26 protein-coding genes are annotated in these 23,762 nt (G+C 59.4%); 18 read left to right on the top strand and 8 right to left on the bottom strand.

Features of this window, described 5'->3' with window-relative positions; genetic code table 11:
* The first annotated feature begins 12 nt into the window (after nucleotides 1–12).
* The 7 genes from XMD517_RS11440 (at nucleotide 13) to XMD517_RS11410 (ending at nucleotide 5,121) form a co-directional block, all read left to right on the top strand.
* Nucleotides 13–282: a (2Fe-2S)-binding protein gene (locus XMD517_RS11440; RefSeq protein ID WP_276155382.1), complete on the top strand. Its 270-nt coding sequence runs from the start codon at nucleotides 13–15 to the stop codon at nucleotides 280–282.
* Entirely contained in the window at nucleotides 275–1,663 is a 1,389-nt protein-coding gene (locus XMD517_RS11435) for an NAD(P)/FAD-dependent oxidoreductase (RefSeq protein ID WP_173487993.1), read from the top strand. The genes XMD517_RS11440 and XMD517_RS11435 overlap by 8 nt, the downstream gene beginning before the upstream one ends.
* Nucleotides 1,660–2,430: an ABC transporter ATP-binding protein gene (locus tag XMD517_RS11430; RefSeq protein ID WP_048531648.1), complete on the top strand. Its 771-nt coding sequence runs from the start codon at nucleotides 1,660–1,662 to the stop codon at nucleotides 2,428–2,430. The genes XMD517_RS11435 and XMD517_RS11430 overlap by 4 nt, the downstream gene beginning before the upstream one ends.
* A gap of 23 nt (nucleotides 2,431–2,453) precedes the next feature.
* A complete protein-coding gene (locus XMD517_RS11425) occupies nucleotides 2,454–3,245 on the top strand; it encodes an ABC transporter substrate-binding protein (protein ID WP_173487994.1) in 792 nt (263 codons plus the stop codon).
* A gap of 66 nt (nucleotides 3,246–3,311) precedes the next feature.
* The gene (locus XMD517_RS11420; protein WP_065335004.1) at nucleotides 3,312–4,001 is read left to right on the top strand and encodes an ABC transporter permease; all 690 of its coding nucleotides are present in this window, start codon (nucleotides 3,312–3,314) and stop codon (nucleotides 3,999–4,001) included.
* 2 nt (nucleotides 4,002–4,003) lie between these two features.
* Nucleotides 4,004–4,771, top strand: a complete 768-nt coding sequence (locus XMD517_RS11415) for an ABC transporter permease (protein ID WP_173487995.1) — start codon at nucleotides 4,004–4,006, stop codon at nucleotides 4,769–4,771.
* 2 nt (nucleotides 4,772–4,773) lie between these two features.
* Entirely contained in the window at nucleotides 4,774–5,121 is a 348-nt protein-coding gene (locus XMD517_RS11410) for a RidA family protein (RefSeq protein WP_173487996.1), read from the top strand.
* A gap of 168 nt (nucleotides 5,122–5,289) precedes the next feature.
* Here XMD517_RS11410 and XMD517_RS11405 read toward each other — a convergent pair whose 3' ends face one another.
* Nucleotides 5,290–6,282: a YafY family protein gene (locus tag XMD517_RS11405; RefSeq protein WP_173487997.1), complete on the bottom strand. Its 993-nt coding sequence runs from the start codon at nucleotides 6,280–6,282 to the stop codon at nucleotides 5,290–5,292.
* A gap of 237 nt (nucleotides 6,283–6,519) precedes the next feature.
* Here XMD517_RS11405 and XMD517_RS11400 point away from each other — a divergent pair, with 237 nt between their 5' ends.
* Nucleotides 6,520–7,116: a hypothetical protein gene (locus tag XMD517_RS11400; protein WP_173487998.1), complete on the top strand. Its 597-nt coding sequence runs from the start codon at nucleotides 6,520–6,522 to the stop codon at nucleotides 7,114–7,116.
* Nucleotides 7,117–7,130: 14 nt separating this feature from the next.
* Here XMD517_RS11400 and XMD517_RS11395 read toward each other — a convergent pair whose 3' ends face one another.
* Nucleotides 7,131–8,396: a site-specific integrase gene (locus tag XMD517_RS11395; protein ID WP_173487999.1), complete on the bottom strand. Its 1,266-nt coding sequence runs from the start codon at nucleotides 8,394–8,396 to the stop codon at nucleotides 7,131–7,133.
* Between the two features lie 591 nt (nucleotides 8,397–8,987).
* Between XMD517_RS11395 and XMD517_RS11390 the strand changes: the two genes are divergently transcribed.
* The 10 genes from XMD517_RS11390 to XMD517_RS11345 all read left to right on the top strand — a co-directional run bounded on the left by XMD517_RS11390 (nucleotide 8,988) and on the right by XMD517_RS11345 (nucleotide 15,815).
* A complete protein-coding gene (locus XMD517_RS11390) occupies nucleotides 8,988–9,236 on the top strand; it encodes a transcriptional regulator (RefSeq protein ID WP_173488000.1) in 249 nt (82 codons plus the stop codon).
* Complete coding sequence (locus tag XMD517_RS11385) at nucleotides 9,233–9,496, top strand: hypothetical protein (protein ID WP_173488001.1); 264 nt, start codon at nucleotides 9,233–9,235, stop codon at nucleotides 9,494–9,496. The genes XMD517_RS11390 and XMD517_RS11385 overlap by 4 nt, the downstream gene beginning before the upstream one ends.
* Nucleotides 9,493–9,888, top strand: a complete 396-nt coding sequence (locus XMD517_RS11380; protein ID WP_173486858.1) for a VRR-NUC domain-containing protein — start codon at nucleotides 9,493–9,495, stop codon at nucleotides 9,886–9,888. Before XMD517_RS11385 ends, XMD517_RS11380 begins: the two co-directional genes overlap by 4 nt.
* Entirely contained in the window at nucleotides 9,885–10,862 is a 978-nt protein-coding gene (locus XMD517_RS11375) for a helix-turn-helix domain-containing protein (protein ID WP_173486859.1), read from the top strand. Before XMD517_RS11380 ends, XMD517_RS11375 begins: the two co-directional genes overlap by 4 nt.
* An 89-nt stretch (nucleotides 10,863–10,951) precedes the next feature.
* Nucleotides 10,952–11,581, top strand: coding sequence for a hypothetical protein (locus XMD517_RS11370; protein WP_254449739.1), 630 nt, complete (start codon nucleotides 10,952–10,954; stop codon nucleotides 11,579–11,581).
* A gap of 76 nt (nucleotides 11,582–11,657) precedes the next feature.
* Entirely contained in the window at nucleotides 11,658–12,041 is a 384-nt protein-coding gene (locus tag XMD517_RS11365; protein WP_173486861.1) for a dihydroneopterin aldolase, read from the top strand.
* 138 nt (nucleotides 12,042–12,179) lie between these two features.
* Nucleotides 12,180–12,614: a LexA family transcriptional regulator gene (locus tag XMD517_RS11360; RefSeq protein ID WP_173486862.1), complete on the top strand. Its 435-nt coding sequence runs from the start codon at nucleotides 12,180–12,182 to the stop codon at nucleotides 12,612–12,614.
* Complete coding sequence (locus XMD517_RS11355; protein WP_173486863.1) at nucleotides 12,614–13,879, top strand: Y-family DNA polymerase; 1,266 nt, start codon at nucleotides 12,614–12,616, stop codon at nucleotides 13,877–13,879. Before XMD517_RS11360 ends, XMD517_RS11355 begins: the two co-directional genes overlap by 1 nt.
* 467 nt (nucleotides 13,880–14,346) lie before the next feature.
* Entirely contained in the window at nucleotides 14,347–15,609 is a 1,263-nt protein-coding gene (locus XMD517_RS11350) for a site-specific DNA-methyltransferase (protein ID WP_173488002.1), read from the top strand.
* Nucleotides 15,609–15,815: a hypothetical protein gene (locus tag XMD517_RS11345; protein ID WP_371732387.1), complete on the top strand. Its 207-nt coding sequence runs from the start codon at nucleotides 15,609–15,611 to the stop codon at nucleotides 15,813–15,815. Before XMD517_RS11350 ends, XMD517_RS11345 begins: the two co-directional genes overlap by 1 nt.
* A 9-nt stretch (nucleotides 15,816–15,824) precedes the next feature.
* On the opposite strand, the gene XMD517_RS11340 is transcribed toward XMD517_RS11345, so the two are convergent.
* The 6 genes from XMD517_RS11340 to XMD517_RS11315 all read right to left on the bottom strand — a co-directional run bounded on the left by XMD517_RS11340 (nucleotide 15,825) and on the right by XMD517_RS11315 (nucleotide 23,753).
* The gene (locus XMD517_RS11340) at nucleotides 15,825–16,394 is read right to left on the bottom strand and encodes a DUF3489 domain-containing protein (RefSeq protein WP_173488003.1); all 570 of its coding nucleotides are present in this window, start codon (nucleotides 16,392–16,394) and stop codon (nucleotides 15,825–15,827) included.
* A gap of 35 nt (nucleotides 16,395–16,429) precedes the next feature.
* Nucleotides 16,430–16,831: a hypothetical protein gene (locus XMD517_RS11335; RefSeq protein WP_173488004.1), complete on the bottom strand. Its 402-nt coding sequence runs from the start codon at nucleotides 16,829–16,831 to the stop codon at nucleotides 16,430–16,432.
* Between the two features lie 282 nt (nucleotides 16,832–17,113).
* On the bottom strand, nucleotides 17,114–17,728 hold the full coding sequence (locus XMD517_RS11330) for an efflux RND transporter periplasmic adaptor subunit (protein WP_173488005.1): 615 nt from the start codon (nucleotides 17,726–17,728) through the stop codon (nucleotides 17,114–17,116).
* A 73-nt stretch (nucleotides 17,729–17,801) separates the two neighbouring features.
* Entirely contained in the window at nucleotides 17,802–19,769 is a 1,968-nt protein-coding gene (locus XMD517_RS11325; protein ID WP_371732388.1) for a DEAD/DEAH box helicase, read from the bottom strand.
* Complete coding sequence (locus tag XMD517_RS11320; protein WP_173488007.1) at nucleotides 19,762–21,990, bottom strand: hypothetical protein; 2,229 nt, start codon at nucleotides 21,988–21,990, stop codon at nucleotides 19,762–19,764. The genes XMD517_RS11325 and XMD517_RS11320 overlap by 8 nt, the downstream gene beginning before the upstream one ends.
* Nucleotides 21,924–23,753, bottom strand: a complete 1,830-nt coding sequence (locus XMD517_RS11315; RefSeq protein ID WP_173488008.1) for an efflux RND transporter periplasmic adaptor subunit — start codon at nucleotides 23,751–23,753, stop codon at nucleotides 21,924–21,926. Before XMD517_RS11315 ends, XMD517_RS11320 begins: the two co-directional genes overlap by 67 nt.
* Nucleotides 23,754–23,762 lie beyond the last annotated feature (9 nt).

Here is a 23,762-nt window from a genome sequence, read left to right as displayed (position 1 = left end):
ACGGGAGACTGCGTGCAATTTTACCTTGACGATCTGCCGGTCACGGCCCCCGCCGGTGTGACGCTGGCGGCAGCGCTGTTGGCGCATTCGGGAGATTGGACGCGGCAAACCGCACAGGGCGCGCCGCGCACGGCGTTTTGCATGATGGGCATCTGTTTCGACTGCCTCGTGAACGTTAATGGCACGCCTAATACCCAGGCATGCATGACGCCGGTGCGCGAAGGGATGGTAGTGCGGCGCCAGTTGGGTCTGCGCAGCCTGAACGGCGGCCAACATGACTGATGTGGACCTCATCGTCATCGGGGCCGGACCGGCGGGCATGTCAGCGGCCGCTGTGGCGGCGCGCAGCGGACTTCGGGTGCTGATGCTGGATGAACAGCCGCAGGCCGGTGGGCAAATTTACCGCAACGTCGCGCAGAACCAGGGCCGCCGTAGTTGGCTCGGCACGGCCTATGCGCAGGGGGCGGGCCTTGTTGAGGCGCTTGAACATCCGAACATCGAGTTGCTGTCAGGCGCGACCGTTTGGAAGGTGGACAAGGGGCCGCGGGTTACGTGGTCGCGCGGCGGGGCGAGCCAGACATCCTCGGCGGCTCATGTGCTACTTGCGACCGGCGCGCAGGAACGTCCGGTGCCCTTTCCGGGCTGGACGCTTCCGGGCGTCATGCCCGCTGGTGCAGCACAGATATTGATGAAAACCGCCGGCATGCTCCCCCAAAATGCCGTGCTCGCAGGCTCGGGACCGTTGCTCTACCTCGTCGCGGCACAGATGATTGACGCCGGCTGCGCGCCGCAGGCGCTTGTCGAAACACAGACCACCCGCGGACTGCTCGGCGCGATGCGGCATCTGCCCCGGGCGATGTTCGGGGCGGCGACCCTGCTGAAGGGACTGGGCCTGATCGCGAAGATCCGCCGGGCGGGCGTGCCGCGCTATACGGCTGCTTCGGACTTCCGAGCTACTGCGGAGAGGAGCGGTGATATCCGCTTTTCCTTCCGCGCCGCGGGAGAGGCACAATCTCTCATCTGCGGCCTGCTGCTGACCCACCAAGGGGTGGTGCCGGGAACGCATATCACGCGGGCGGCGGGTATTTCGCACAGCTGGAACAAGGATCAGGGCGCCTACCAACCCGAATGCGACCGCTGGGGCGCCACCAATCAACCCGGTCTGCATACCGCAGGCGACGGCGCCGGAATCGGAGGGGCGGAAGCCGCCGCGGCGGCGGGTGAACTGACGGCGCTGAACATCCTGCGTCAGCTTGGCAAATGCGACGCCGATGCGCGCGACCAGCGTGCGGCGAGCCCGCGAGCCGCCCTGTTCCGCGCCCGAGCCATCCGCCCGTTTCTTGATGCCGCCTATGCTCCCCCGGCAGAGATCCTCGCCCCGGCAGACGACACGATTGTTTGCCGCTGCGAGGAGGTTTCCGCCGGCGCTGTCCGTCAGGCGATAGGCGAAGGTCCTCACGGGCACCGGCAGATCAAGACCTCTTTGCGTTGCGGCATGGGGCCCTGTCAGGGCCGCATGTGCGACGCCACCCTACGCGGTCTCCTGAGCGCCGAAGCGAAGGGCAACCACCCGATCACGCCGCCGCGCGCGCGCAGCCCGATCAAGCCGATCGCCTTGGGCGAAATGGCCGCACTTTCACCCATCAAGGAGGACCCGGCATGAGCGCTCCCGCCGCCCTGAAAATCAAGGATTTGCACAAGAGCTTCGGCTCCCACGAGGTCATTAAGGGTATCTCGCTCGAGGCACAGAAAGGCGAGGTCATCGCGATCCTCGGTGCCTCTGGTTCAGGAAAGAGCACGTTCCTACGCTGCATCAACCTGCTTGAGACCCCGAATTCCGGTGAGGTCTGGCTGCGCGGCGAACAGATGCGCATGACGAAGAACCGCCGGGGCGAGATCGTCCCGGCAGACCTGCGGCAGGTCGAGGGCATGCGCGCCCGTTTGGCGATGGTATTTCAGGGCTTCAATCTCTGGTCGCATATGACCGTGATGGACAACATCATGGAGGGCCCGCTTTACGTTCAAGGTATCTCGAAAACCGAGGCGCGCGGGAAAGCCGAGGCCCTGCTTGCAAAGGTAGGTCTGTCTGACCGGGCGGACTACTACCCGGCGCATCTTTCCGGTGGCCAGCAGCAACGGGTGGCGATCGCCCGGGCGCTGGCGATGGACCCCGACGTGATGTTATTCGACGAGCCGACCTCGGCCCTGGACCCCGAACTGGTTGGCGAGGTCTTGGGCGTCATGCGGGATCTGGCCGAAGAAGGCCGCACCATGCTTGTGGTGACCCATGAGATGGGCTTTGCCCGCGATGTCTCCACTCGAACCGTGTTCCTGCATCAGGGCGAGGTCTGCGAAGCGGGTCCGCCGGCAGAGCTGTTTTCCAACCCGCAAACCCCCGAGTTTCAAGCGTTCTTGTCACGCATGAACTGACCAACCACAGAGAGGACCAAACCATGTTTCGTAGAACCATCCTGAGCACCGTCGCGGCCGCCGCACTGGCCGCCATCGCCTTACCGCTTGCCGCCCAAGACACGCTGCGCATCGGCGTCGAGGGGGCCTACCCTCCGTTCTCCTCCAAAGAGTCCGATGGCACGCTGGTGGGCTTTGACATCGACATTGCCAAAGCGCTCTGCGCCGAAATGCAGCGCGAATGCGAGCTGGTCGAGCAGGAGTGGGACGGCATGATCCCGGCCCTGAAGGCGCGCAAGTTCGATGCCATCGTCGCCTCCATGTCGATCACCGAAGAGCGCAAGCGCCAGATCGATTTCTCCGAAAAATACTACCAGACCCCGGCGCGACTGGTTGCCCCGAAGGGTGCCGGTTTCGAAGGCACTCCCGATGGACTGGCCGGCAAGCGCATCGGTGTCCAGCGCGGTGCCACTCACCAGTGCTACGCCGAGAAGATGTTCCCCGAGGCCGAGATCGTGCTCTATGGCTCTCAGGACGAAGTGTTTCGTGACTTGGCGCTTGGCCGGGTGGACGCACAGCTGTCCGACAGTCTTATCGCGCAGGAGAGCTTCCTGAGTTCCGATGAAGGCGCGGACTACGCCTTTCTCGGCGGCGATCACACCGATGTCGACTGCTACGGTGAAGGCGTTGGCATCGCCGTGCGCAAGGGTGAGGATAAGCTGCGTGAAGACTTCAGCGAGGCCATCACTGCGCTCCGCGAGAACGGCACCTATGCCGAGATAAACGACAAATACTTCCCCTTCGACATCTACGGCGGTCGCCCTGAAGGGCAATGACCTGAAGAACAAGCTTTGCTTTGGGGCGGCAGAGCGCCGCCCTGATGATCCAACGGAGGACACGCGATGAACCTGCTCTTGGACTACCAAGACCAATTGATCGACGGCACGATCATGACCATCAAGCTGGCGTTGACATCGCTGGTGATCGCGCTGATCTTCGGCCTGCTGGGCGCTTGGGCAAAACTCTCATCCAATCGCGCGGCGCAGCGGCTGGCCGGCGCCTATACGACCGTCGTGCGCGGCGTGCCCGATCTGGTGCTGATCTTGCTGGTGTTCTTCGGCGGACAGGTGACCCTTAACAATCTCGGCGCGGCAACCGGGCTTTGGGGCTATGTGGAGGTCAGCCAGTTCGCGGCTGGTGCGGGCACCATCGGGGTGATCTTCGGCGCCTATTTCACCGAAACGTTTCGCGGCGCCATCATGGCCATTCCCCGTGGCCAGATCGAGGCGGGGATCAGCTGCGGAATGCGCAGATCGCTGATTTTTCGCCATATCATCTGGCCCCAGATGATCCGCTTTGCACTGCCGGGCTTCACCAACAACTGGTTGGTGCAGCTCAAGACCACGGCGCTGGTGTCGGTCATCGGGCTTCAGGATCTGGTTTACAATGCCTTCACCGCCGGCCGCTCGACCGGCCAGCTTTTCACCTTCATGGCGGCGGCCTTTGTTATCTATCTGCTGCTGACCGGCGTCTCCGATTTAGCTCTGCGCGCGCTGGAGCGTCATTACAACCGTGGCGTGGTGAGGGCGTGATCATGGAAACTGTGCTGACCTATATTCCACTCGATGTTGCCCTCATTGCTGCTAACTTCGACCGCTTCCTCTATGGCGTCTGGGTGACGCTCAATCTGACCTTCTTGTCGCTTGTGCTGGGTGGACTGTTGTCGATCCCTATGGCGATTGCCCGCGCTTCAGGGCATGCGGTCCTTAACCCGCTCGTCCAAGGTTACACCTATGTATTCAGAGGCACGCCGCTTCTGGTGCAGACCTATCTCATCTACTACGGCGTCGGGCAGTTCGAGGTGATCCGCCAGAGCTTTCTCTGGGACCCAATCCTGTCGTCGGCTTGGTGGTGCGCACTCATCGCCTTCACGCTCAACACTGCAGCTTACACGACCGAGCTACTGCGCGGCGCCATCGCAGATACGCCCAAGGGCGAGGTCGAGGCAGCCATCGCCACGGGGCATTCCTATCGTTCGCGCATGCGTCGTATCATTCTGCCCTCGGCCTTTCGCCGCGCGATCCCGGCTTATTCAAACGAGGTCATCTTCATGCTGCACGGATCGGTCATTGCCAGCACGATCACGCTTCAAGACATCCTCGGCGTCGGGCGCTGGCTCAACGGGCGCTATTATCTCGCCTACGAAGGCTTCATCACCGCCGCTGTGCTTTATTTCCTGATCGTTCTTTGCATCACATGGATCTTCCGCAGCATCGAACGCCGCTATCTGCGCCATCTAACCCGCCGCGCGACGACTGCTTCATCCGATGCGGTCGCCCTTCCTACAGCTGAAAGAATATGACCATGATCGAACGCCACCAGACCAATCAGCGCATGAGTAGAATCGTCAAGCACAATGGGGTCGTCTATCTCTGCGGACAGGTCGGCGATGGTGCCACCGTTGCCGAGCAGACCGAAGATTGCCTTGGCCGCGTCGATAGGTTGCTCCGCGAAGCAGGTTCTTCGCGTGATCATATATTGCAGGCGATCGTCTGGCTGGCGGACATGGCTGACTTCGACGAAATGAACGCCGTTTGGGATGCTTGGGTGCCACGAGGATCTGCCCCGGCGCGCGCATGCGGCGAAGCCAAGCTGGCCGATGCAGACCTTAGGGTCGAGATAATCGTCACCGCCGCGGTGATTGAGTCATGACAAGTTTGCATTGTGACATACGCCACGTGCTGCACTAAGAGCCTATATCTAAACAAACTGATACTTGACTAATTGCCAAAGAGCGAACTTGCGGTCGCAGCGAACGACCGCTTTCCGCCCTCATCATCGAGTATAGAAGCTCCTTCGCGGACCGTGGTAGACCCTGCATCATGGCAATACTTGAACGGAAGCATTCCGGTATCCTGCTACCGTCTCACGCAGCTCCCGAGGCTCAAGCACCTCAACCTCCCTCCCCCATTTGGCCAAATGCCAGGCCATCTCCACCAGCCCGCTGGCCTCGAAGCTTACCAGCAACCCGCCATCCTCCAAGTCGATCATGTCTTGCTTGGGATGGAATTCAAACTCCCGGGCCGTAGCCGCGGCCGCTGGGCTGAACCGCCACACGACCCGGCTGAACTCGTCGTCTGAGTGAAACGACCCGAATGACCGCGCCGAATAGGCCTCAAGATCGAAGTCCTTGTCCTTTTCGAACCAGTCGTTGGTGATCTCGGCCTTTTCTATGCGATCCAAGCGGAAGCGACGCAGATTGTGATCCTTGGCCGTATCACGGGCAATCAAGTAATGCCGTGTGCCGAGCAAGACTCCATAGGGCTCGATCACGCGCTTGCGCGGCTTAGCATCCTGCGCCCCCTGGTACCGGATGATGAGCCGGAACGGCCCTCTGAGGGCAGCCGAAACGATGTTCAGCACAGCCGGAGAGGTTTTGACCTTTGGGCCTGGGCGGCAGGCATAGCCTTTGGCCTCGAGGATCGCCTCAGCATCCACCTCCATGCTCCGGGCCTGCGCTGACGGCAAGGTTGCCACCAAGCGGTCCCGCAGGGACCGTAGCGCCTCCACTTCCATATGCGCGCCCTCCCGCTCAGCCCGCGTGATGCTGGCCTCGAGCGCGACGAGTTCCCGGCGGTAGAGCCCTTGCATGCCGAGCATGCTGGTGTCGCGCAGCTTCCACCGTCGGCGGCGCTGGCTGTCCGTCTGATGCGAGATACTTGGGAAGACATCTTTCAGGGCAGCAATCATGCGCTGGGCGGTCCGCTCATTCACGCTGAACGCTTCGGCGACCTCCTTTACAGTGATGCCGCCGTGCCGGCTGGCCGACATGCCAGCGAGCTTCAACAGGTCTTGTGCCTTTTGGAACGACATGGCGCGCATCCCCGACAGTTCTTGACGTAGTGCCTGGGTTATAACCCGAGAGAGGACGATTCGTCCTAAGGATGCCGATCGATTGGAGAATTTGGCAGTCGCCGCATGAGCATGAGTGCGGGGGTGCAGCTTCATGCGGCCAGCACCCCGGAGTTTCTGCCTCGCTGCCACTTGGGCGGCGTCAGCAACTTGCCAGGCCGCCCGCTGTCTTACCTCGACATCAGAACTGGAGCCCACATGGCACTACCTCAAAGAGCATTCTTCACCCTGCACGAAACCGCATCCCGATGGGGCTGCACGATCGCCGACATTGGCGGCTGGGCCAGCGAGGGCAAGCTGGACATCATCACAGGGGTTTCTCTCGCGATCTGCGGCGATGAGAAGGTCTCTGGTAAGATCACGATTTCGCCGATGGACATGCTGCCCCTCTTTCGCCGCGCGGGCACCGGCCCCACGGTCATCAAGCTGCAGCGGATCAAGCCCGAGCACTCCGAAGAGTGGTGCTACGTCACCGAGCCCGCAGATGGGGTCGAGGTGTCCATCGCGGACCTGTTGATCACCGGTCAGGACGTGCTTCGGTTCGAAGACGAATATGACCTGCTGCGCCGCATTGGCGGCGGCACCGGCGCGCTCTCGCCCTACGACTGGGAAGGCATGTATGTGGCCCTGCTGAAGCGCGTCCACGAACATGGCATTCCAGAGACCCAGGCCGAACTGATCGGTTATCTTCAGGACTGGTTCGCCGATGTGGCCGAGAACGGGGAAATCCCCGACGAGAGCACCATTCGGCGTCGCTTGCGCCCCTTCTGGCGCGCCATGCGCGGCGAGAAGTAAGCAGGCCCCAGCTTTCAAGCCCGCTTTGCCTCTTTCTCGGCATCCGCGTCATGCACAATCTTCGGGCGTGGCCGGAACATGCCGGCCACGGCATCAACCCCGGCGCGCAGCGGCGAGTCCATCAAATGCGCATAACGCAGGGTCGTCTGCATTTGGCTGTGGCCGAGAAGCTTGCCGATCATTTCCAGTGAAGCGCCGCCGCTGACCAAGAGCGAGGCGAATGTATGGCGCAGGTCATGGATGCGCACATCCGGCAGGTCTGCCTCGCGCTGCACCTTCACCCAAAACCGGCGGATTTCTTTGACGGGCTGTCCCGGCACATCGCCCGGGAAAAGCCATGGATTGCCCTTGGGTACCACAAGCGCCCGTTGGCGCACGATCGCCGCGACGTCAGCGGAAATCGGCACCCGGTGGATCTTGCGCTGCTTGGTGGTGGCAGCGGGCTTTGACCAAATCCCCAGTTCCAGATTGAATTGCTCGAACTTCGCCTGTCGCACCTCTCCAACGCGGGAGCCTGTCAGCATACAGATGCGGATGATGCCCGCCGCACGTTGATCTTCGGCCGCATCCAGCACCTCAGCCAGTCGGCCGATTTCGTCATGGGAGAGAAAGCGTTCGCGCGCCGTCTCGACGCGTTTTTTGAATCCGGCGGCAGGATTGTCCGTGCGCCAGCCCCATTGGATGGCGAGATTGAACATCTTACGCAGTACTTCGCCAACGCGGTTGGCGCGCACCGGCGTGGGCTTGCGCCCTTGCAGCTTGCGCGCACGATTGTTCGGCTTCGCCTTCGATGGCCGCGCCCTGCCCTCTGCAATCAGGTTCAAAAGCTTTGTCACATCATGTGGCGTGATCTCCGTGACCAGCTTGTTGCCCCAATGCGGTGCGACGAGCTTGGTCAGGAAAGATTTATGATCGGACGCGCTCAAAGGCGTCAGCGTTGAGGCATGCTCGATCAAATACCGCTCGATCATGTCGTTGAAACGGGGCGCCTCTCGCAGCGTGTCGCGTTCCTCCATCGGATCTGTGCCCTCATCGATCAGGCGGCGCAGGTCTCGGGCGCGTTCTCGGGCCGCGGTGACACTCCATTCGGGCCAGCGTCCAATCGCCATGCGGCGCTGCCGTCCGGCAAAGCGGTAATCCATCACGAAGGAGCGCTCGCCTGAGGGCATCACGCGGATGGAAAGCCCCCGTATCTCCGTATCGAAAACCTGGTAGGCCCGATCCTCTTCCGGGATCTGCTCACGCACCGTTTTATCATTTAATCGCAATCTGTTGACCATATTCACACCTCCTTCATGCGCATGACACAGGCGTAGATGCGCAGGCTTATCAAGCGAAGCATGAGGCTTTGGGCGGCACATAGGCGGTGACCGGCGGTGATGCGCCAAAACCCTGCCGGTCGTTGAAAACATGGAAGAAAATGCCGGGCAGCGTCCATCGCGCTGGGCGAATCTGTGGGCCAGCGGTCTCGATCTCGCGCCCCAAAGCGCGCACTGAAGGCCATCTTGCTCCTAAAAATGGGCCTGATTTTGTAAATTCCGTTTAAAATCAATGACCGGCAAGGGTCCCGACCCCTTGCCGGTTCGGCGAATACCTTTGAACGCCCGTGAAACCCGCTGGAACACGGCGAAATCTTGTAAATTGGCCGATTTTGGGCCGTCACGACTCTTCTCCAGCCAATTTGCTCGGCTTCTGCAACGCCCTGCGCCGCAAACTCGACCGGCGCCAAAACCGTAAAACCTCAATGAAATCAATAACCGGCAGCCAATTGGCGCATCACCGCCGGTTTCTGCCTTCCCGCCACCCTTTCCGCTCTGCGCTTCTGAACACCTGAACTCTGCCCTTGCCGGGCCAAACTCAGGAGAACCCAGATGCCAGACATTGGAAATGCCCCCCGATCCAGTAACCCCCAGCGCGTTATGAGCGGTTGGATCAGCCGCCTCGACCTCGCCCTTGAGCTCGGGGTCACCGTCGAAACCCTACACCGCTGGGAGAAGATCCGTTTCGGCCCGCCCTGCGTACGCGCCGGCCGGAAGATCTATTATCGCCGAGATGCCGTGCAGGAATGGTTGATGCTGCAGGAAGCCCCTGCACCGCGCCGTGCGGGGTCACGCCGATGAGCATCCCCCTTCCCTTCCGCAAGCCCAGCGCCCGGGACCGTGTCCGCCAGGAGTGGATTGAGGAGCGTCGGCGCGAAGCGCGAATGGTGGTCGCCGATATGGTTCACCATTCAGACTATCTCGTTCGGCTCGCCTGCAATGTGTTGGTTCAGCATGGTGAAACCCCTGAGGAGCGCGAGGACGCACGTATCCTGCTTGTCGTCCTCGACGCCAAAACGCCCGGGCGGCTGCCCGCACCAGATAGGGAGGACCGCACATGAAGCGCCGCGGAACTCCAGAAGCAGACCTGCAGCGCGCTGTCGTAACCGCGCTGCGCTTTGCTCTCCCCAAGAGCGCCATCATCCATCACTGCGCCAATGAGGTGACCGAGGCCGGCCCGCGTGGCGCAAAGCGGCAGGCGATCTTGGTCGGCATGGGTGTCCATCCCGGCTTTGCCGACCTGGTCATCCTATGTGACGGCCGCGTACTGTTTCTTGAGCTGAAATCCCCCAAGGGGCGGCTCAGCCCAGCGCAGGAAGCGTTTCGTGATGCCATGAAGGCGCAAGGCTTTGGCTGGGCGCTGGTGCAGTCGTTGGACGATGCGCTGGGCGCGCTGGCGGATCATGGCCTAACAACGCGCGTGGCCGCTCCAGGTCGGAGGGCTGCGCCATGAGCCATGCCGCCACCAACTGGGCGATACAGCAGCGGGGGCTGAAGCCTGCGACGAAAATCGTTCTCTGGCATCTGTGCGATCGCCACAATCCAGACTTTGGCTGTTTTCCGACGCAGGTCCGTCTGGCCGAGGACGCCGAAATGTCGATCTCTTCGCTCAACGATCACCTCAAGAAGCTGGAAGAGCTCGGGCTCATTCAGCGCATTCAATGCAAAGATCATCGAACCAAGCGCCGCCAAGCCACACGCTACATCTTGGGGTTTGAAATGATCGACCCACAAGACCCATCTCCAGAAATCGGAGACGGCCCGCAAGGCACAGACTGGGAAAATGACGCCGAGCCGTGTCCAGAATTCGGAGACGGAGCCAACTCCGAATTTGGGGCAGTTCCATCTCCGAAAAATCGCCAAAGCCATCTCCGAAATTCGGAGACTAACCCTGTAAGGGAACCTTTAAGTAAACCAGTAAAGGAGGAGGAGGACGCGCGAGCGCGCGAAACGGCTTTTGATGATTTTTTTGGAAAGCTGCTCAAAGTGCTGGGCTTCGATCCTGCCGGGCGTCTTCCTGGCTGGTGGCAGGGTTGGCCACCCCGAGAGCATGTAAAGCGATGGATTGACGATCTTGGGCTGACCGAGATCGAAATCCTCGAGACTGCTGAAAACTCCCGGCACGACCACCCTGAGCCCCCTGACGGACCCAAGGCGCTGGACCGCGTCATGCAGCGCACAGCCCAGCGTAAGGCGCAGCCAAAAGCGGCTTCGAACAGATCCAAGGGCCAGGACGGAAAAGGGCGGCGGGGAAAGGCGACTTCAGCGCCGGCTCCCAGCATCGACGAGCTGGCAGCATTCTATGCAGACCGAGTGAAGGGCGACGGCTACTTGCCAACCAGCATGATCAGCACCGCCATGTGCCAAGCCATGCTGGAGCGAGGACTGGTGACCCATGACCAACTGCGGATGCGGGGGGTGCTATGAGCCGGATTGATCGCAAACTCCACGGGCGTCCGCCCGCCTCACCGCATAAAGGGGGGCTCCAATCCCGCAATGGGCGCCAAAAGCGCGTGATGACTGTACAGCAGGCGCTGGAATGGGCCTTTCGCACCGAATGCGCTCAGCTTGAGCTGCCCGAACCACCTGATCCAGAGCGCGGCCAGGGGTTTGGGTTCGGCCTCGAATATGTCCTCATGCAACGCGCAGTTCTGGGCTGCAAAATCGATGGCGGCCAGTACAAGATGGGCACCTCCACCCACGAGGAAGCTGAGGTCATAGCGGCCACCGTAGCCGGGATCCCTGACAACCTCGGTGGCAAGCGCATGGCCGTCCGGGTGGCCGAGCTCGCGCGCGCTGGGCTCACGCCGGATTGGATGCCGGGGGCTGTGCCACGCTGCGTTCCAGTGGACATCAAACGGAACCGCCACGGGGATCGCGCTGTCAGCATTGTCGTTGGGGCCGAGCGCGTGTTGGTGAAAGGGAAGTGGCGGACCATGGAGGTGCGGGCCTGTCCCGTTACTTATTCGCCCCATCCAGAGCAGATTGCAGCGGCGAGACGAGCGTATAACGACTGGTGGAAGGCGCTGGAATGGATCCAAAAAGGCCTACAAATCGGGAATATGCTGCGGGAAGTTGAAATAGCCGCCCCCCTGCCGGCACAGCGACCTTGGAAGCCGAAACAAACCCGCCTAAGATCACCTTAACGCATCATCAAAATAACAACTTTTTGCCTGACCGTTTCGCGCCAGGAGCAGGCTTAAAAACTCAAGGAGCATTCAATTGGTAGCCACCGCCACAATCGAACTGAAAGGCTTGGTGCTGCAAGCAGCCATTGGAACTTACGGCGAAAATGACACGATTCCGGAGGCCCATATCCTAGATATGACCTTATCGATCGCTGCAGAAAAAGTGCTCGTGTCAGAAGACGGAATGACCCACGTTTTTGATTATGATCCATTAATTGCAGAGATTGACCGATTGGCGCGTGATGGTCATTACGAGACGCAAGAATGGCTTGTAAGCAGGATTGCAAAAGCATGTGCTGCATACACAGAGATCACTGGTCTCAATATTGGCTTGCACAAACGTCCTGTGAAAGATGGTAGCGGAACTCTGGGCATACGCCTCAACCTGGATGCGAACGACTTTGAACGCCTACGCTGACATAGAGGCTCTACCGAACAACCACGCTAACATCTGCCTAACCACACACACCTCCATCTACGGACGCTGTCACCGCTTGACTCACATACCTAAATGCGCGACCTATGAGAACAAACAGCGAACAAGAGGGAACCGTGCATGCCCGTCTATCCGATAGAAGCGCCCATTTTCGCATCTGGGCAAACCATACCCATCCACCTGCCCCTGGTCAGCGCGGGCTTCCCCTCGCCGGCCGGGGACGACCTCGAGGACGAGATTGATCCCATCGCTTGGGTCGTACGGCATCCCACATCGACTTTTTGGTGGCGTGTTGAGGGCGACTGTCTATGGGATGTTGGAATTCGTGATGGCGATATAATTGCTGTTGATCGAGCCGGAAAACGCCGTCTCGGCCGTGCAGTTCTCGCAGTCGTAGATGGCGCAGTCACCGCCAAAATACTGCGCAAGAGGGATGGCAAATACTTCTTGTCGCCCGCCAACAGCCAAGAAGCCTTTCCCGACATTGAGCTCACAGAAAACAGTGAGATCTGGGGCGTCATTGCGGGCGTCGTGCGGCGCTATGACCTGGCGTAATGCGAGCCATAGCCATCAGCGACAGCGCTAATTTCTATGTGAGCGCCGAGCGAATTTTTGATCCAAGCCTGAACGGCGTCCCGGTCATCGTTCTGTCAAACAACGATGGCTGCGCTGTGGCACGCAGCGATGAGGCGAAAGCGCTGGGCATCAAAATGGGCGAGCCGCTGCACCTGCTGCGTGACAAGATCGCAGCACATGGGGTTCGGGTGTTTTCATCGAACTATACGCTTTATGGGGATATCAGCCGCCGTGTGGTCGAGGTCTATGAAGACTACACACCGAACGTCGAGATCTATTCGATCGATGAATGCTTTCTCGATTTCAGCGGGTTCAAGGACCGCGTAATCCATGCGAAGGCACTACGCCGAGATGTGCTGCGCCGCGTTGGCGTACCCGTTCGGGTCGGGATTGCGGCGACCAAAACGCTCGCAAAATGCGCCAATGATATCGCGAAGAAGAATCCCATCTTCGCCGGCGTTCTGGATATGACCGACCCTGAGTTGGCCGATTGGCTGCTGCCCCTCGTACCGGTAGGCGACATATGGGGCATTGGGCGGCGCACAACACGAAAGCTTGAAGGTCTAGGTATCAGCACAGCCGCCCAGCTGCGTGACATGCCACTACGCCAGGCACGTGCGCTGGGAACTGTCGTTCTCGAGCGCACAGTGCTTGAGCTGCAAGGCGAGCCATGTATCGCCTTTGACGACGTCGAACCGCAGCGTAAGGGCATGGCGGTGACCCGCTCAGCCGGAACGCCGATGACGGATTTCGATACCGTTTTCCAAGCGATCACGGCGCATGCAACGCGCGCGGCCGAAAAGCTCCGGCAACACGGTTTGGTCGCGGGCACTTTGACGGTGTTCTTTCACACCAACCGGCACCGCCCCGACCGGCCCCAATATGCAGGCTCGCGTTCAACACGCCTGACGCCGATGTCCTGTGACACGTTTGAAATGGTCGCAGCCGCCAAGCGATGTGCAATCGCCGCGTGGCCAAAGGTCGACCCTCAAAGCTACGCCTTCACCAAAGCGGGGGTCATGTTGGATGATCTGCTCCCTCTTGAGGATCGACCTAGGACGCTGTTCGATGCGCCGCAGCGATCACCAAAACTGATGACTGCGCTTGATGCTGTCAACAACCGGTTCGGTAAGAAGACGATGGTCCTCGCCAGTGAAGGTACGTCACGCTCTTGGCAACTGCGCGCCAACCACCGCAGTCCACGCTACACGACGAGAATCTCGGATCTGCCAGTGGTCAGATGACCAGCATACCCCCCGGGCGTGGTTCCTCCCCGGCCCGATCTGTATACGGGGGGGCGCAGCACGCCATTTCGCTAGCGCGTGGCTTTTTCACCGGGGAATCCACTTTGGAATCCACCCAAAAAAGAGGCCGTTATTAAATGTTTACTTTCAGGGACTTAAGTATTTTCAGAGTGGATTCTTGACTATTTCAATCAAGAATCCACTTGGGAATCCACCTATCTTTGTCAAGAATCCACCACTGACGCCTCTAGCACAGCACCCTCTTGGCAAAAATGTGACTCTGATTCACATTTGGGATTGACTTTTCTAGCCCCCTTGACGTACCCCTCAATCATCGAAGAATTGCGCCCGAAGAATAACCCTTTCGGGCGCTTTTAGTTTTCCTGACATCGCGGATCCTGTTCTGCTCGCCGGTCACACCGGCGTGAGCATCGGTATGTCGCCCCTGCCCTAAATGAGAACCGTCGATGGACCTCGTCTTTGCACCGAGCCAGATTGAGGTCTGGCCGATCGACCGGCTGCGCCCCTATGCCCGTAATGCCAAGATCCATGGCGACGACCAGGTGGCCAAGATTGCCGCCAGCATGGCCAAGTTTGGCTGGACCGTGCCCTGCATGGTGGCCGACGATGGCGAACTGATCGCCGGGCATGGCCGGGTGCTGGCCGCAACGATGCTGGGGCTGACAGATGTGCCGGTCATTCGGCTGGGGCATCTGGATGAAGCCGAGCGGCGGGCCTACCGCATCGCCGACAATAAACTGACTGAACTGGGTGACTGGGACGAGACCATGCTGCGCGACGAGATCGCTGGGCTGCTGGCGGATGATTTTGAACTGTCGCTCCTGGGGATTACGGACGAAGAACTCGACGCGCTGCTGCAAGACCCTGATGCGCTGGGCACTGATGGTCCGGTCGAGGGTGAGGATGATATCCCGGAAGTACCGGTCACGCCGGTCTCTGTTATGGGCGACCTCTGGCAGCTCGGATCGCACCGGCTGATCTGTGGTGACAGTACGTCTGCCGATGTGGTTGGGCGCCTGCTCGGCAATGTAAGACCGCTGCTGATGGTCACGGACCCACCCTATGGTGTGGAATACGACCCAGGCTGGCGCAACAAAGCAGGTGCTGCCGCAACCAAACGCACTGGCAAGGTGCTGAATGATGACCGCGCGGACTGGCGCGAGGCCTGGTCTCTGTTTCCCGGCGATGTCGCCTATATCTGGCACGGCGCGCTACACGCAGCGACCGTGGCCGACAGCCTGATTGCCTCGGGCTTCAACATCCGCTCGCAGATTATCTGGGCCAAGGACCGGCTGGTGCTCAGTCGCGGTGACTATCACTGGCAGCACGAGCCTTGCTGGTTTGCCGTGCGCGCCAAGGGCAAAGGCCACTGGGCGGGGGATCGCAAACAGACCACGTTGTGGCAGATTGCAAACAAGGATCAGGACGCAGATACCGTCCACGGCACACAGAAACCGGTTGAATGCATGCGCCGGCCAATCCTGAACAACTCCAGCCCCGGCCAGGCCGTGTTTGAGCCCTTCATGGGGTCCGGCACCACGCTGATCGCGGCGGAAACCACAGGGCGGGTCTGTTACGGCGTGGAGCTGAACCCAATTTACGTAGATGTGGCCATCGAGCGCTGGCAGGCCTTTACCGGTGAAGAGGCGGTGCTGGTAGACAGCGGAGAAACCTTCGCCGCGCTGAAATCCCAGAGGCTGGCGGCCTGATGCAGTCGCGCCACCGTTCGCTAATCGAAGCGATCATCAATGTCATGGTCGGCTACTTATTCGCGGTGATGACGCAGCTTATGGTGTTCCCGTGGTTTGGGTTGCAGGTCAGTCTGGGCGACAACCTCGCGATCGGCGCAATGTTCGTGATGATATCGCTTGCGCGCTGCTACGCCCTTCGACGGCTGTTTGAGCGCTGGCGATGACTAGCGTGCTCAGGCCGCATGTAATTTGTAAACGGTACCGCGACCGGCTTGCTTTTCGGAACTGATCGGCAAGCCAAGCTTCTTTTTGAGCGCGCCGGAAATCACACCTCTCGCGGTATGCGGCAACCAGCCGAGCTCTTTGGCAATCTCTTGTATAGAAATGCCCTCGGGTCGCTGAAGCAGTTCGATCAACAGGGCCTGCTTGGTACCCTGCCGGATGGACGCCAGCTTCAGCGTCGGAATGTCGTCCGCAGCAACGCCTCCAGATTTGGTGCCCGGGGCTGCCTTGCGGACATTGTTGAGCGTGCTGGCCACGACAGGGTCGATCCCGATGGCCTCAAGCCCAGCCTCGGTGGCGATCAGCGTGGTGCCATGACCATCGCCGGTCTCGCGCCAGAGCGGCTCATTGCGGCTAATGTTGGCATCGACCTCGTCGAGCCAGCCGCGCTCGATCATCTTGGTCACCGCCATCTTGGCCGCAGCGCCAGCCAACCCGTCGGGTAGCGGCATGGCCAAGTTCCCAGGGCGAGAGGCGGCGCGGGTAAGAATGGCGGCTTGGGTGTCGGTGAGTTTTGGCATCGGGACCTCGTTAAGTTTGGGATGCAAATCTTGGGTCAGTCGGCGTTTTCCATCGCTGCCGTGATCGCAAAATGCTGCACCCAGCCGGTGAGGTAAGGCAGCCCCGCGGGTATCCCCTCTTCGCGCTGGGTGCGGCGGCTGATGCGCCAGTCCTGCCATTTGGTGATTGTGGCGGTGATCGCGGTCTCAAGGTTGATGCTACAGCCGGTGAGGTTGCCGATCACATCGTCGGCGAAATGCCGGCCCATGCGGCTGTCGAGAAAATCGCGGATGCCGATCATCTCGTCTTCGCTGTCAGCGTGGGTTGCGTCCGCGATAAGGCTGCAGGCCAGGGCCCAGACCTCCGCGCTTGTGCGGTCGCGGTGCGGGCAATTGGTCACCGTGCCAAAGAAGCCGAAGGTTTCGTTTTGGCTGGGCAGCGTGATGTGGTTGCTCATGGCTTGGGCCTTTCAGGTGAGTTGCATCGTTTTGGTGCTATGACCATCGCTCTTTGACGCCGATTAGCGTAGTAAAATCGCAGCAATTTCATTGCTTTATGATCATTACTGCGTACGCGATGTCTGCAGGGCAGGCGAACACGTGCTGGAAGGATGGCTGAATTGAGCAGAGGCCTGGCTGCTCGGAGCCGTGATGGCAGCACAAATGCCTGCCAAAATGGAAAAGGCATCAGGCAAGGCGGTGGGGACCGAGGTCGCAGTCATCCCCCCCAAAAAAATTGATCACATACGGCATTCCATCCCGGCTGTAAATTTACCATCCTCATTGGGCAAATGAGCCTGCACGCGGAATGTTCGGCTGGCCAGGTCGATCAACGGATCGACAAAGGTGATCGTCGCGTCACGCTGTGTCACACCATCCACCGCGATCGACAAGGTGTCGCCAACGCGATATTGCCCGAAAGCGGTCAGCGGAAAATCCATCTCGACCCGCAGCGTTTCCAGAAAAACCAATCGCATTGCGGGATCATCACCCGACACCTCACCAACAGATAGTGATGCATCCACAACAATCCCGTCGTGCGGGGCAACGATGATGTGATCTGACAGTTCAAGCTCCAACTGGCGCAGACGTGCCGATTTGACGGCAAATTGGGTGTCTCGTTCGTCGCGTTCGGCGCGCGTCAGGACGCGGTCAAGTTCTTTCGCACGCTCGACATTGCTACGCGCGTATTCCATTTCAGCGCGGGCTTCTTCGATCTGCGCCGGCAAACCGCCCGATGCAAATCGCAAAAGCACGTCACCCTTTTTGACTGCATCCCCAAGATCGGCTGGCTTGTCCGCCAGAATTTTGCGACCGGGCAGGCCAAGCGCCGTATCGTTAAGGGGGGCCAACAAGCAATACGACTCGTCTTGGCCTTGCGCTGCTACAACGGTGCCCATACCCCCGAAAAAAGTGAGCATCAGCAGGCTAAATACGCCGTGTGAACGCCATAAGGTCATCTCGTTTTTCCTTGCTTTTCAAAACCTTGATCCGTCTTTTTCGCCTGACTTTTTCCAGTTTTGCCCGCCGCAGTGCAACAATGCGGAAATACAGTGATTTCGTCAAACTGGGCGCGACTGTGTAGCTGTGCCGCAAGAGCGAAACAAGGTTCTTTCCAATCAGGCGAGACAGCTCTGGCTCGTCCAGCGCATGTGCCACATCGTAGCTGCCCGGATCGCCCTGTCGACCAGCACGACCGAAAAGCTGGCGCTCTAGTCGGGACGTTTCGAGCGCATCCAATATAATCACATGCAATCCGCCCGCCGTCCGAGTTTGGGCAGTCAGTTTGATATCCGTGCCACGACCCGCCATGTTGGTGACAACCGTGATGCGGCCGACACCACCGGCCCGCGCGACGATATCTGCTTCTGGTTCCAAGTAACGTGCATTCAGAACATCATGCGGCAACGCCCTTCGGTCCAATGCGGCACTGACTTGTTCGGACAACAGCACGCTGGTGACGCCAATCAGGACAGGCCGGCCTTGCTTGGTCAACTCTGTGATACGACCGATTGCCCAATCAATTTTCTGATCCGACGTGGCAAAAAGCCGGGTTTGGTCAAGGAAACGAATGACGGGCCTGTTGGGTGCCACAGGGATCACGGGCATTTTGTAGATGCGCCGCAACTCGCCGCCCACCTCTTTCAGGGTGCCGCTCATCCCCGCGACCTTGTGATATTTTCCAAAATAGCCCTGAAAGCTTTGCTTGGCGATCACACGGCGGCTTTTGCTGATTTCCAAACCTTCGCGAAGTTCGATGATTTGTTGCAAGCCCCACGGCAAGGTCCGATCAGGAGTTGGCCGTCCGGTTTGTGGGTCGATCAGGACGACTTTTGTGTCTTCTATCATGTAGTGGACATCGCGAACATAGCGTTCCTGCGCGGTGTGCGCTTGCACAAGCAATTCTTCGGCCACGGCAAGAGAAGCCCACTCTGGCGCAGGATCAGGCAGCGTATCAATCAGTGAACGCAGCCGTTCTGGTTTCAACGTCCGATACCCCAGCTTGTCGGCCAGTTCCCAAACATCGCTTGGTGCGCTTGCAGCCAGGTCCACTGCCTGTCTGACAAAAACCTCTGATAGCGCATCATCACGCGGTTCGGTCAGGATCAGGGGGATGTTTGCCTCGTCGATCAAGACCGAGTCGGCCTCATCTATCACGACGAAATCCAGATTGCTCAGGATCGGTCCTTGGTCACTGCCATGCATTTGCACACGGTAGGCCAAAGATGACAGCTCATCAAAACGCACGCGGTCTTTGAGGTAGTCGAAGACAAGATCTTTGTTGGCGCAATAGACAATTTCAGCTTGGTAAACGGCACGTTTTTCGCCGGCGCTCATGTCGTGTTCCAACGCGGCGCATTCAAGGCCTAACATCGCATAGATCGGCTGGGTTTCGCCAGCATCACGTTTTGCCAAATAATCGTTCACTGTCACGACATGGACCGAACAGCCAGCCAACCCATGCAGCGCAACCGGGATGGTGGCGGTCAATGTTTTGCCTTCGCCTGTCGCCATCTCAACAAAGCAGCCAGCCCCAAGTAACATACCCGCCTGAATCTGGCTGTCATGAAAGCGAAATCCGTTGGTGCGAAATACCGCCTCGTCCACCAAGGCGATGGTCTGCGCAACAAGGGCGCGGGTCAAACGGCCTTTGCGAAGGTCACGTCCTACATCGGCCGCCTCTTGCTTTAACTGTTCGGCATCTAGGGCCGCTATGCGCTTTTGTGATCTCAGCGCATGAACGGTCTTCAGGATGACACGGCGGTTATACCGCGTGACAAAAAGGCCCCTGCGCAGCCGCGGGCGGACATTCCAGCCGCGTTTGGAATGCGGCACCTCAATCCGTTCAGGCGGACGCAAGAAACGCCCCGAGTTTGGAAGCGGAATATCATGCACCTGGTCCAAAGCGGTCCCTTACGATTGATGTGATCCGTGGCCATATCTGCGAAAACAGGGTTTCAGGTGGATGCATCAATTTGACAGCTACGATGCGCCCGACAGGAACGCCCGACAGGTCCATTTTTATTTCCGCGGGGTGTCCGGGGTTCAGGGCACGCAGATCACCATTTTCAGATTCCGGGTCGGTCAGAACCGGCCCGCCCAACCGATCGGCCATCCGCTGTTCGGCAAGGATGCGGCTGGCATTAAGGCGCACGGCCAGCGAGGACACCGGTATTTCATGGACCTCATGGGCGGATAGCAACACCTTTACCCCCGTGATCCCGCGCTGCATTTGACGGCCAGCCGATTCCGGGATGTGCGCGACAAGTCGGCGCTTTTCTGGTTGGTCTAGCCAGCCCAACAACATACCGCGCACCACATGTGCGCCCAATTGTGGCGGCGGATCCGAGGGATCCCAAAGGCCATTGGTCGTGGCGCGCACTGCCCCACGGCTTATCTGGCGCCGCACTTCGCCCAAAGAGTTTTCAACCGCGCTACGCTCACGCTTGATCGCGGTCGAAAGCGTGACTTCAGACCGCGCCGAGGCACGCCTCAGACGGGCGTCAATCGCCGCCAAACGCGCCTCCAGTGCCCCACTTTCCGTCACAAGCCGGTCGTTTGTAAGCGTCAGGATAACATCACCTTGCTGCAGTGGCGTGCCCGACATGACATTGATTGATTCAATCGTACCCTCGGCGCGTGCCAAAACTTCTGCGCCCGGCGCATGGGTGACAAGCGCGTTGACCGTGGTCCGACTTGGGAACGGGATCACAAACAAAACAATCGCCAAGACAGCCACCAAAGCAAAGCCACGCGCCATGACAAGTTCCTTTCTTTTACGAACCGACGGTGCGCCCACCAGATCAATAGCCGCCTTCGCCTGCGGCCATAAAAGGCCGCCCACGATGACCCAGACCGCAAGGATCTGCCCCAATTCTCCAAGTGTCGAGGCCACAATCAACGCGATAGAAAAAACAATGAAGATACGATAAATACCTGCCGCCACGGCATAGCTTGCCATCCACAGTCTTTCACCTTGCAAGGCCGTCTCGGGATCGGGACCGGGATCAACGCCCAACAGTTTTTTGAACCTGCGCCCCAACAAGCGTTGGCCGCGTGTCGCAAGACCGGGTGTCTGGGTTAGGTCACTCAGAACGAAATAAGCATCAAAGCGCAACAGCGGGTTACCATTGAAGAACAGCGTCGAGATGGTGCAAATCACAACCGTGTTGAACAAGATGGCCCGCATCAAGCCGGGGTCGGCCTTGGCCCACAGGATCACGGCAATCGCCGCGATCGCAAATTCGGCAAGGATTCCGGCAGCCGCTACAAGAGCACGAGAGCTATGGGTGCGAAAGCCGTTAGCCTGTGATGCGTCCACAAACGGCATGGGCACGAAGATCAAAAACATGATCCCCATCTGGGTGATGGTCCCACCGAATCTGCGCACAGCCATGGCATGGGCCAATTCGTGCAGCAATTTCACAAACGGGTAGACACAGACCATAACGATCAAATTCGTCGGGGATAAAGCCCGGTCTGTTATGTTCGCTGTCAGAGGCTCCCAATTGGACAAAGCCGCGTAAAGACCCGACAGGATCAGCAACGCCCAAAGAGCCGCCCCGCTTCGGCTGAAGACCAAATGAGACAACGCTGTCACAAGCCGTGTTTCAATCAAAGGTGATGGATTGAACAACGGTATCTTTTGGGTCACTGGGGATTTCAAAAAGCGCGTCAGCCATTCGCGTTTCTTGGCCGTTTGACTACGCGCCAAAGACCCAAAACGCGGCAGACTGTTCACCAAAACCAGCCCCGCATCATAGAGCCGCGACAAGACCTCGATAAATTCGTCTTGCGGGGGCAGGTCAGTGTTGCCGCTCCATGCCAAGTCGTTCCAAATCTTCTCAACAGTCGTATCGCCGTCGAAACGACGCAAAATGTCGAAATCCTGTGTTGGCAGGCGAAAAGATCGCCCGGATGACCGATCCGTCAGAACATACCACGGTTTTCCGCGATATTCGTGAAGGGCGATAGACACCTGCGGACGGATACGCGGTTTTAGGTCCGCAACCCGATACCAATCCTGGCTGAGCAACGGGGCACGTGACATTAAGGCATCCAGCGCCAGAAGAACAGATATGCAGTTTCGTAGATCGGCAGCAGCCAAACCCGCCATATCGGGGCGGTCCCCTTGTCAAGGCGGGCAATCCCCTGCATCCCATTTTCCAGATTCAAATCGGTCTTCGCAAGACGGGCATAGGCCACAAAGCGCAAATCCCCATCTATAGGCTCGGCGCCCGGACGGACACGGGTCACTGTGAAGCTAAGTTGCTCTTGTGGCGCAGATTTAAGCCGCACTGTGCCTTCCAAACCGTTTTCAAGCTCTGCCCCATTGCGATTACTTACCGAAACCCGCAGTTCGACACCCCGACGCGGGGCAATCTGCATGAGGGTTTCACCTTCTGTGACACGCGCCCCCAACCGCGAACGCAAGTCACCATCCAAGACTAGCCCATCGGCTTGCGCACGGATGATGCTGGCACTGATATCACGCTGGACAAGGGCAAGGCGTGCTGCAGTTTCAGCGGCCTCGGCCTCGGCAACGGCTACCGCGCCACGATCCCTGTTGCGGCGCGCGACAGCGGCCTCGGCCGCGTGGCGGGCCATCTGGGCCTGAAGTTCCACTTCGCGCAAGCGCAGGTCGGTGCTGTCCAAGCGCACCAATTCCTGCCCTTCGGTTACAAAGTCTCCTGGCAGCACCGACGTGGCGTCAAGAAATCCCTCTGAAGGCGCACTGATAACCCGCAGATCTGGGTCGTCGACAACGGCTTCGGCCCGCAGGGTGTTGGGAACCTCGACAAAAATCACAGCCCAAACAGCCAAAATAGCCGCAGACGCAATCACCTTTGTCTTTATGTTTGCAGGCCCGAAAAGCGTTTCGATCCCGCGCCAAAGCGTTTGTCCAAAACGCGCCAACGCCCCGTAACTGGCCCTATCATGCAGCGCCAATATTGGACGCGCCAATATCCACAAAGACGACCAATTGTCGATCTTCGGCATGACCTCGGCATGGGCCCATTGAAGCACAATCACCTCAGACATGCGACCACGCGCATCAGCCAACGGCAATGCAATCGCCGCTTCTTCGCCTTGGTCGGCAGCCAGACGCGCCACCATGGAGTTGTTGGCAGACTGGCCGCGACACCACTTGATTGGTTCGCGGCGCATCAAGGCTTCTTGCGCCGCCTGTAATGTCAGATCGTTAAGACGCGACCGGCGGTCAAACTTTGTCTCACCCGAGACTGCTTCAACCCTTGTACCGCCCAATAGCTTACGCCGCACAAGTGTTGCGCGTGTGGCCCCCAGATAATCCGCGGCCAGCGACACAAGCGCATGCCGCGCCTCTATAGGTGTTTCGGCATCCAACATTTCCGCTGACACCAAAAACCCTTTTTTCTGAATATCGACAGTATCTTGCGCCGCTTGCAATGTCTCTTGGGACAAGTGGTATACCACCCATCCCAACACGCCCTGTAAATGCGCCATGACCAATTCGGCCTGCCGCGCGGGCATCTCATCAAGCCCAACCAGCAAAACACCCGCCCCGCCCTTATACGCGACGGGCAAGGCAATCGCTTCGAATATCTCATCCTCGGGCCGGTCAAACGGGACGACCACAGGTGCGTTGGCCTGTTGCATCTGCTGCAGCGCGGTCAGATAACCGCGCCGCTCAATCACCATCGCCTCGGGGGCACGCGCCACTGGCGCAGCGGCGGCCCCATCCAACACAAGAACAGCAGCTTCCCGCACGCCGCGCGTGCGTTCCACCAAATCACAGCACCACTGCATCAGGGCAGCTGAGCTATCACTTGAGGCCGCCCCCAAACCGCTATCCACGGTCGGATCAGCGGCTTGGGTGTTTGACTGCTCGTGTGCCATGCATCCAAC

Source organism: Aliiroseovarius sp. xm-d-517 (assembly GCF_013283135.1).
In the GTDB taxonomy this organism is placed as follows: domain Bacteria; phylum Pseudomonadota; class Alphaproteobacteria; order Rhodobacterales; family Rhodobacteraceae; genus Aliiroseovarius; species Aliiroseovarius crassostreae.
The sequence above is the reverse complement of the archived record's forward strand: the minus strand, read 5'-3'. Positions and strand labels throughout refer to the sequence as shown.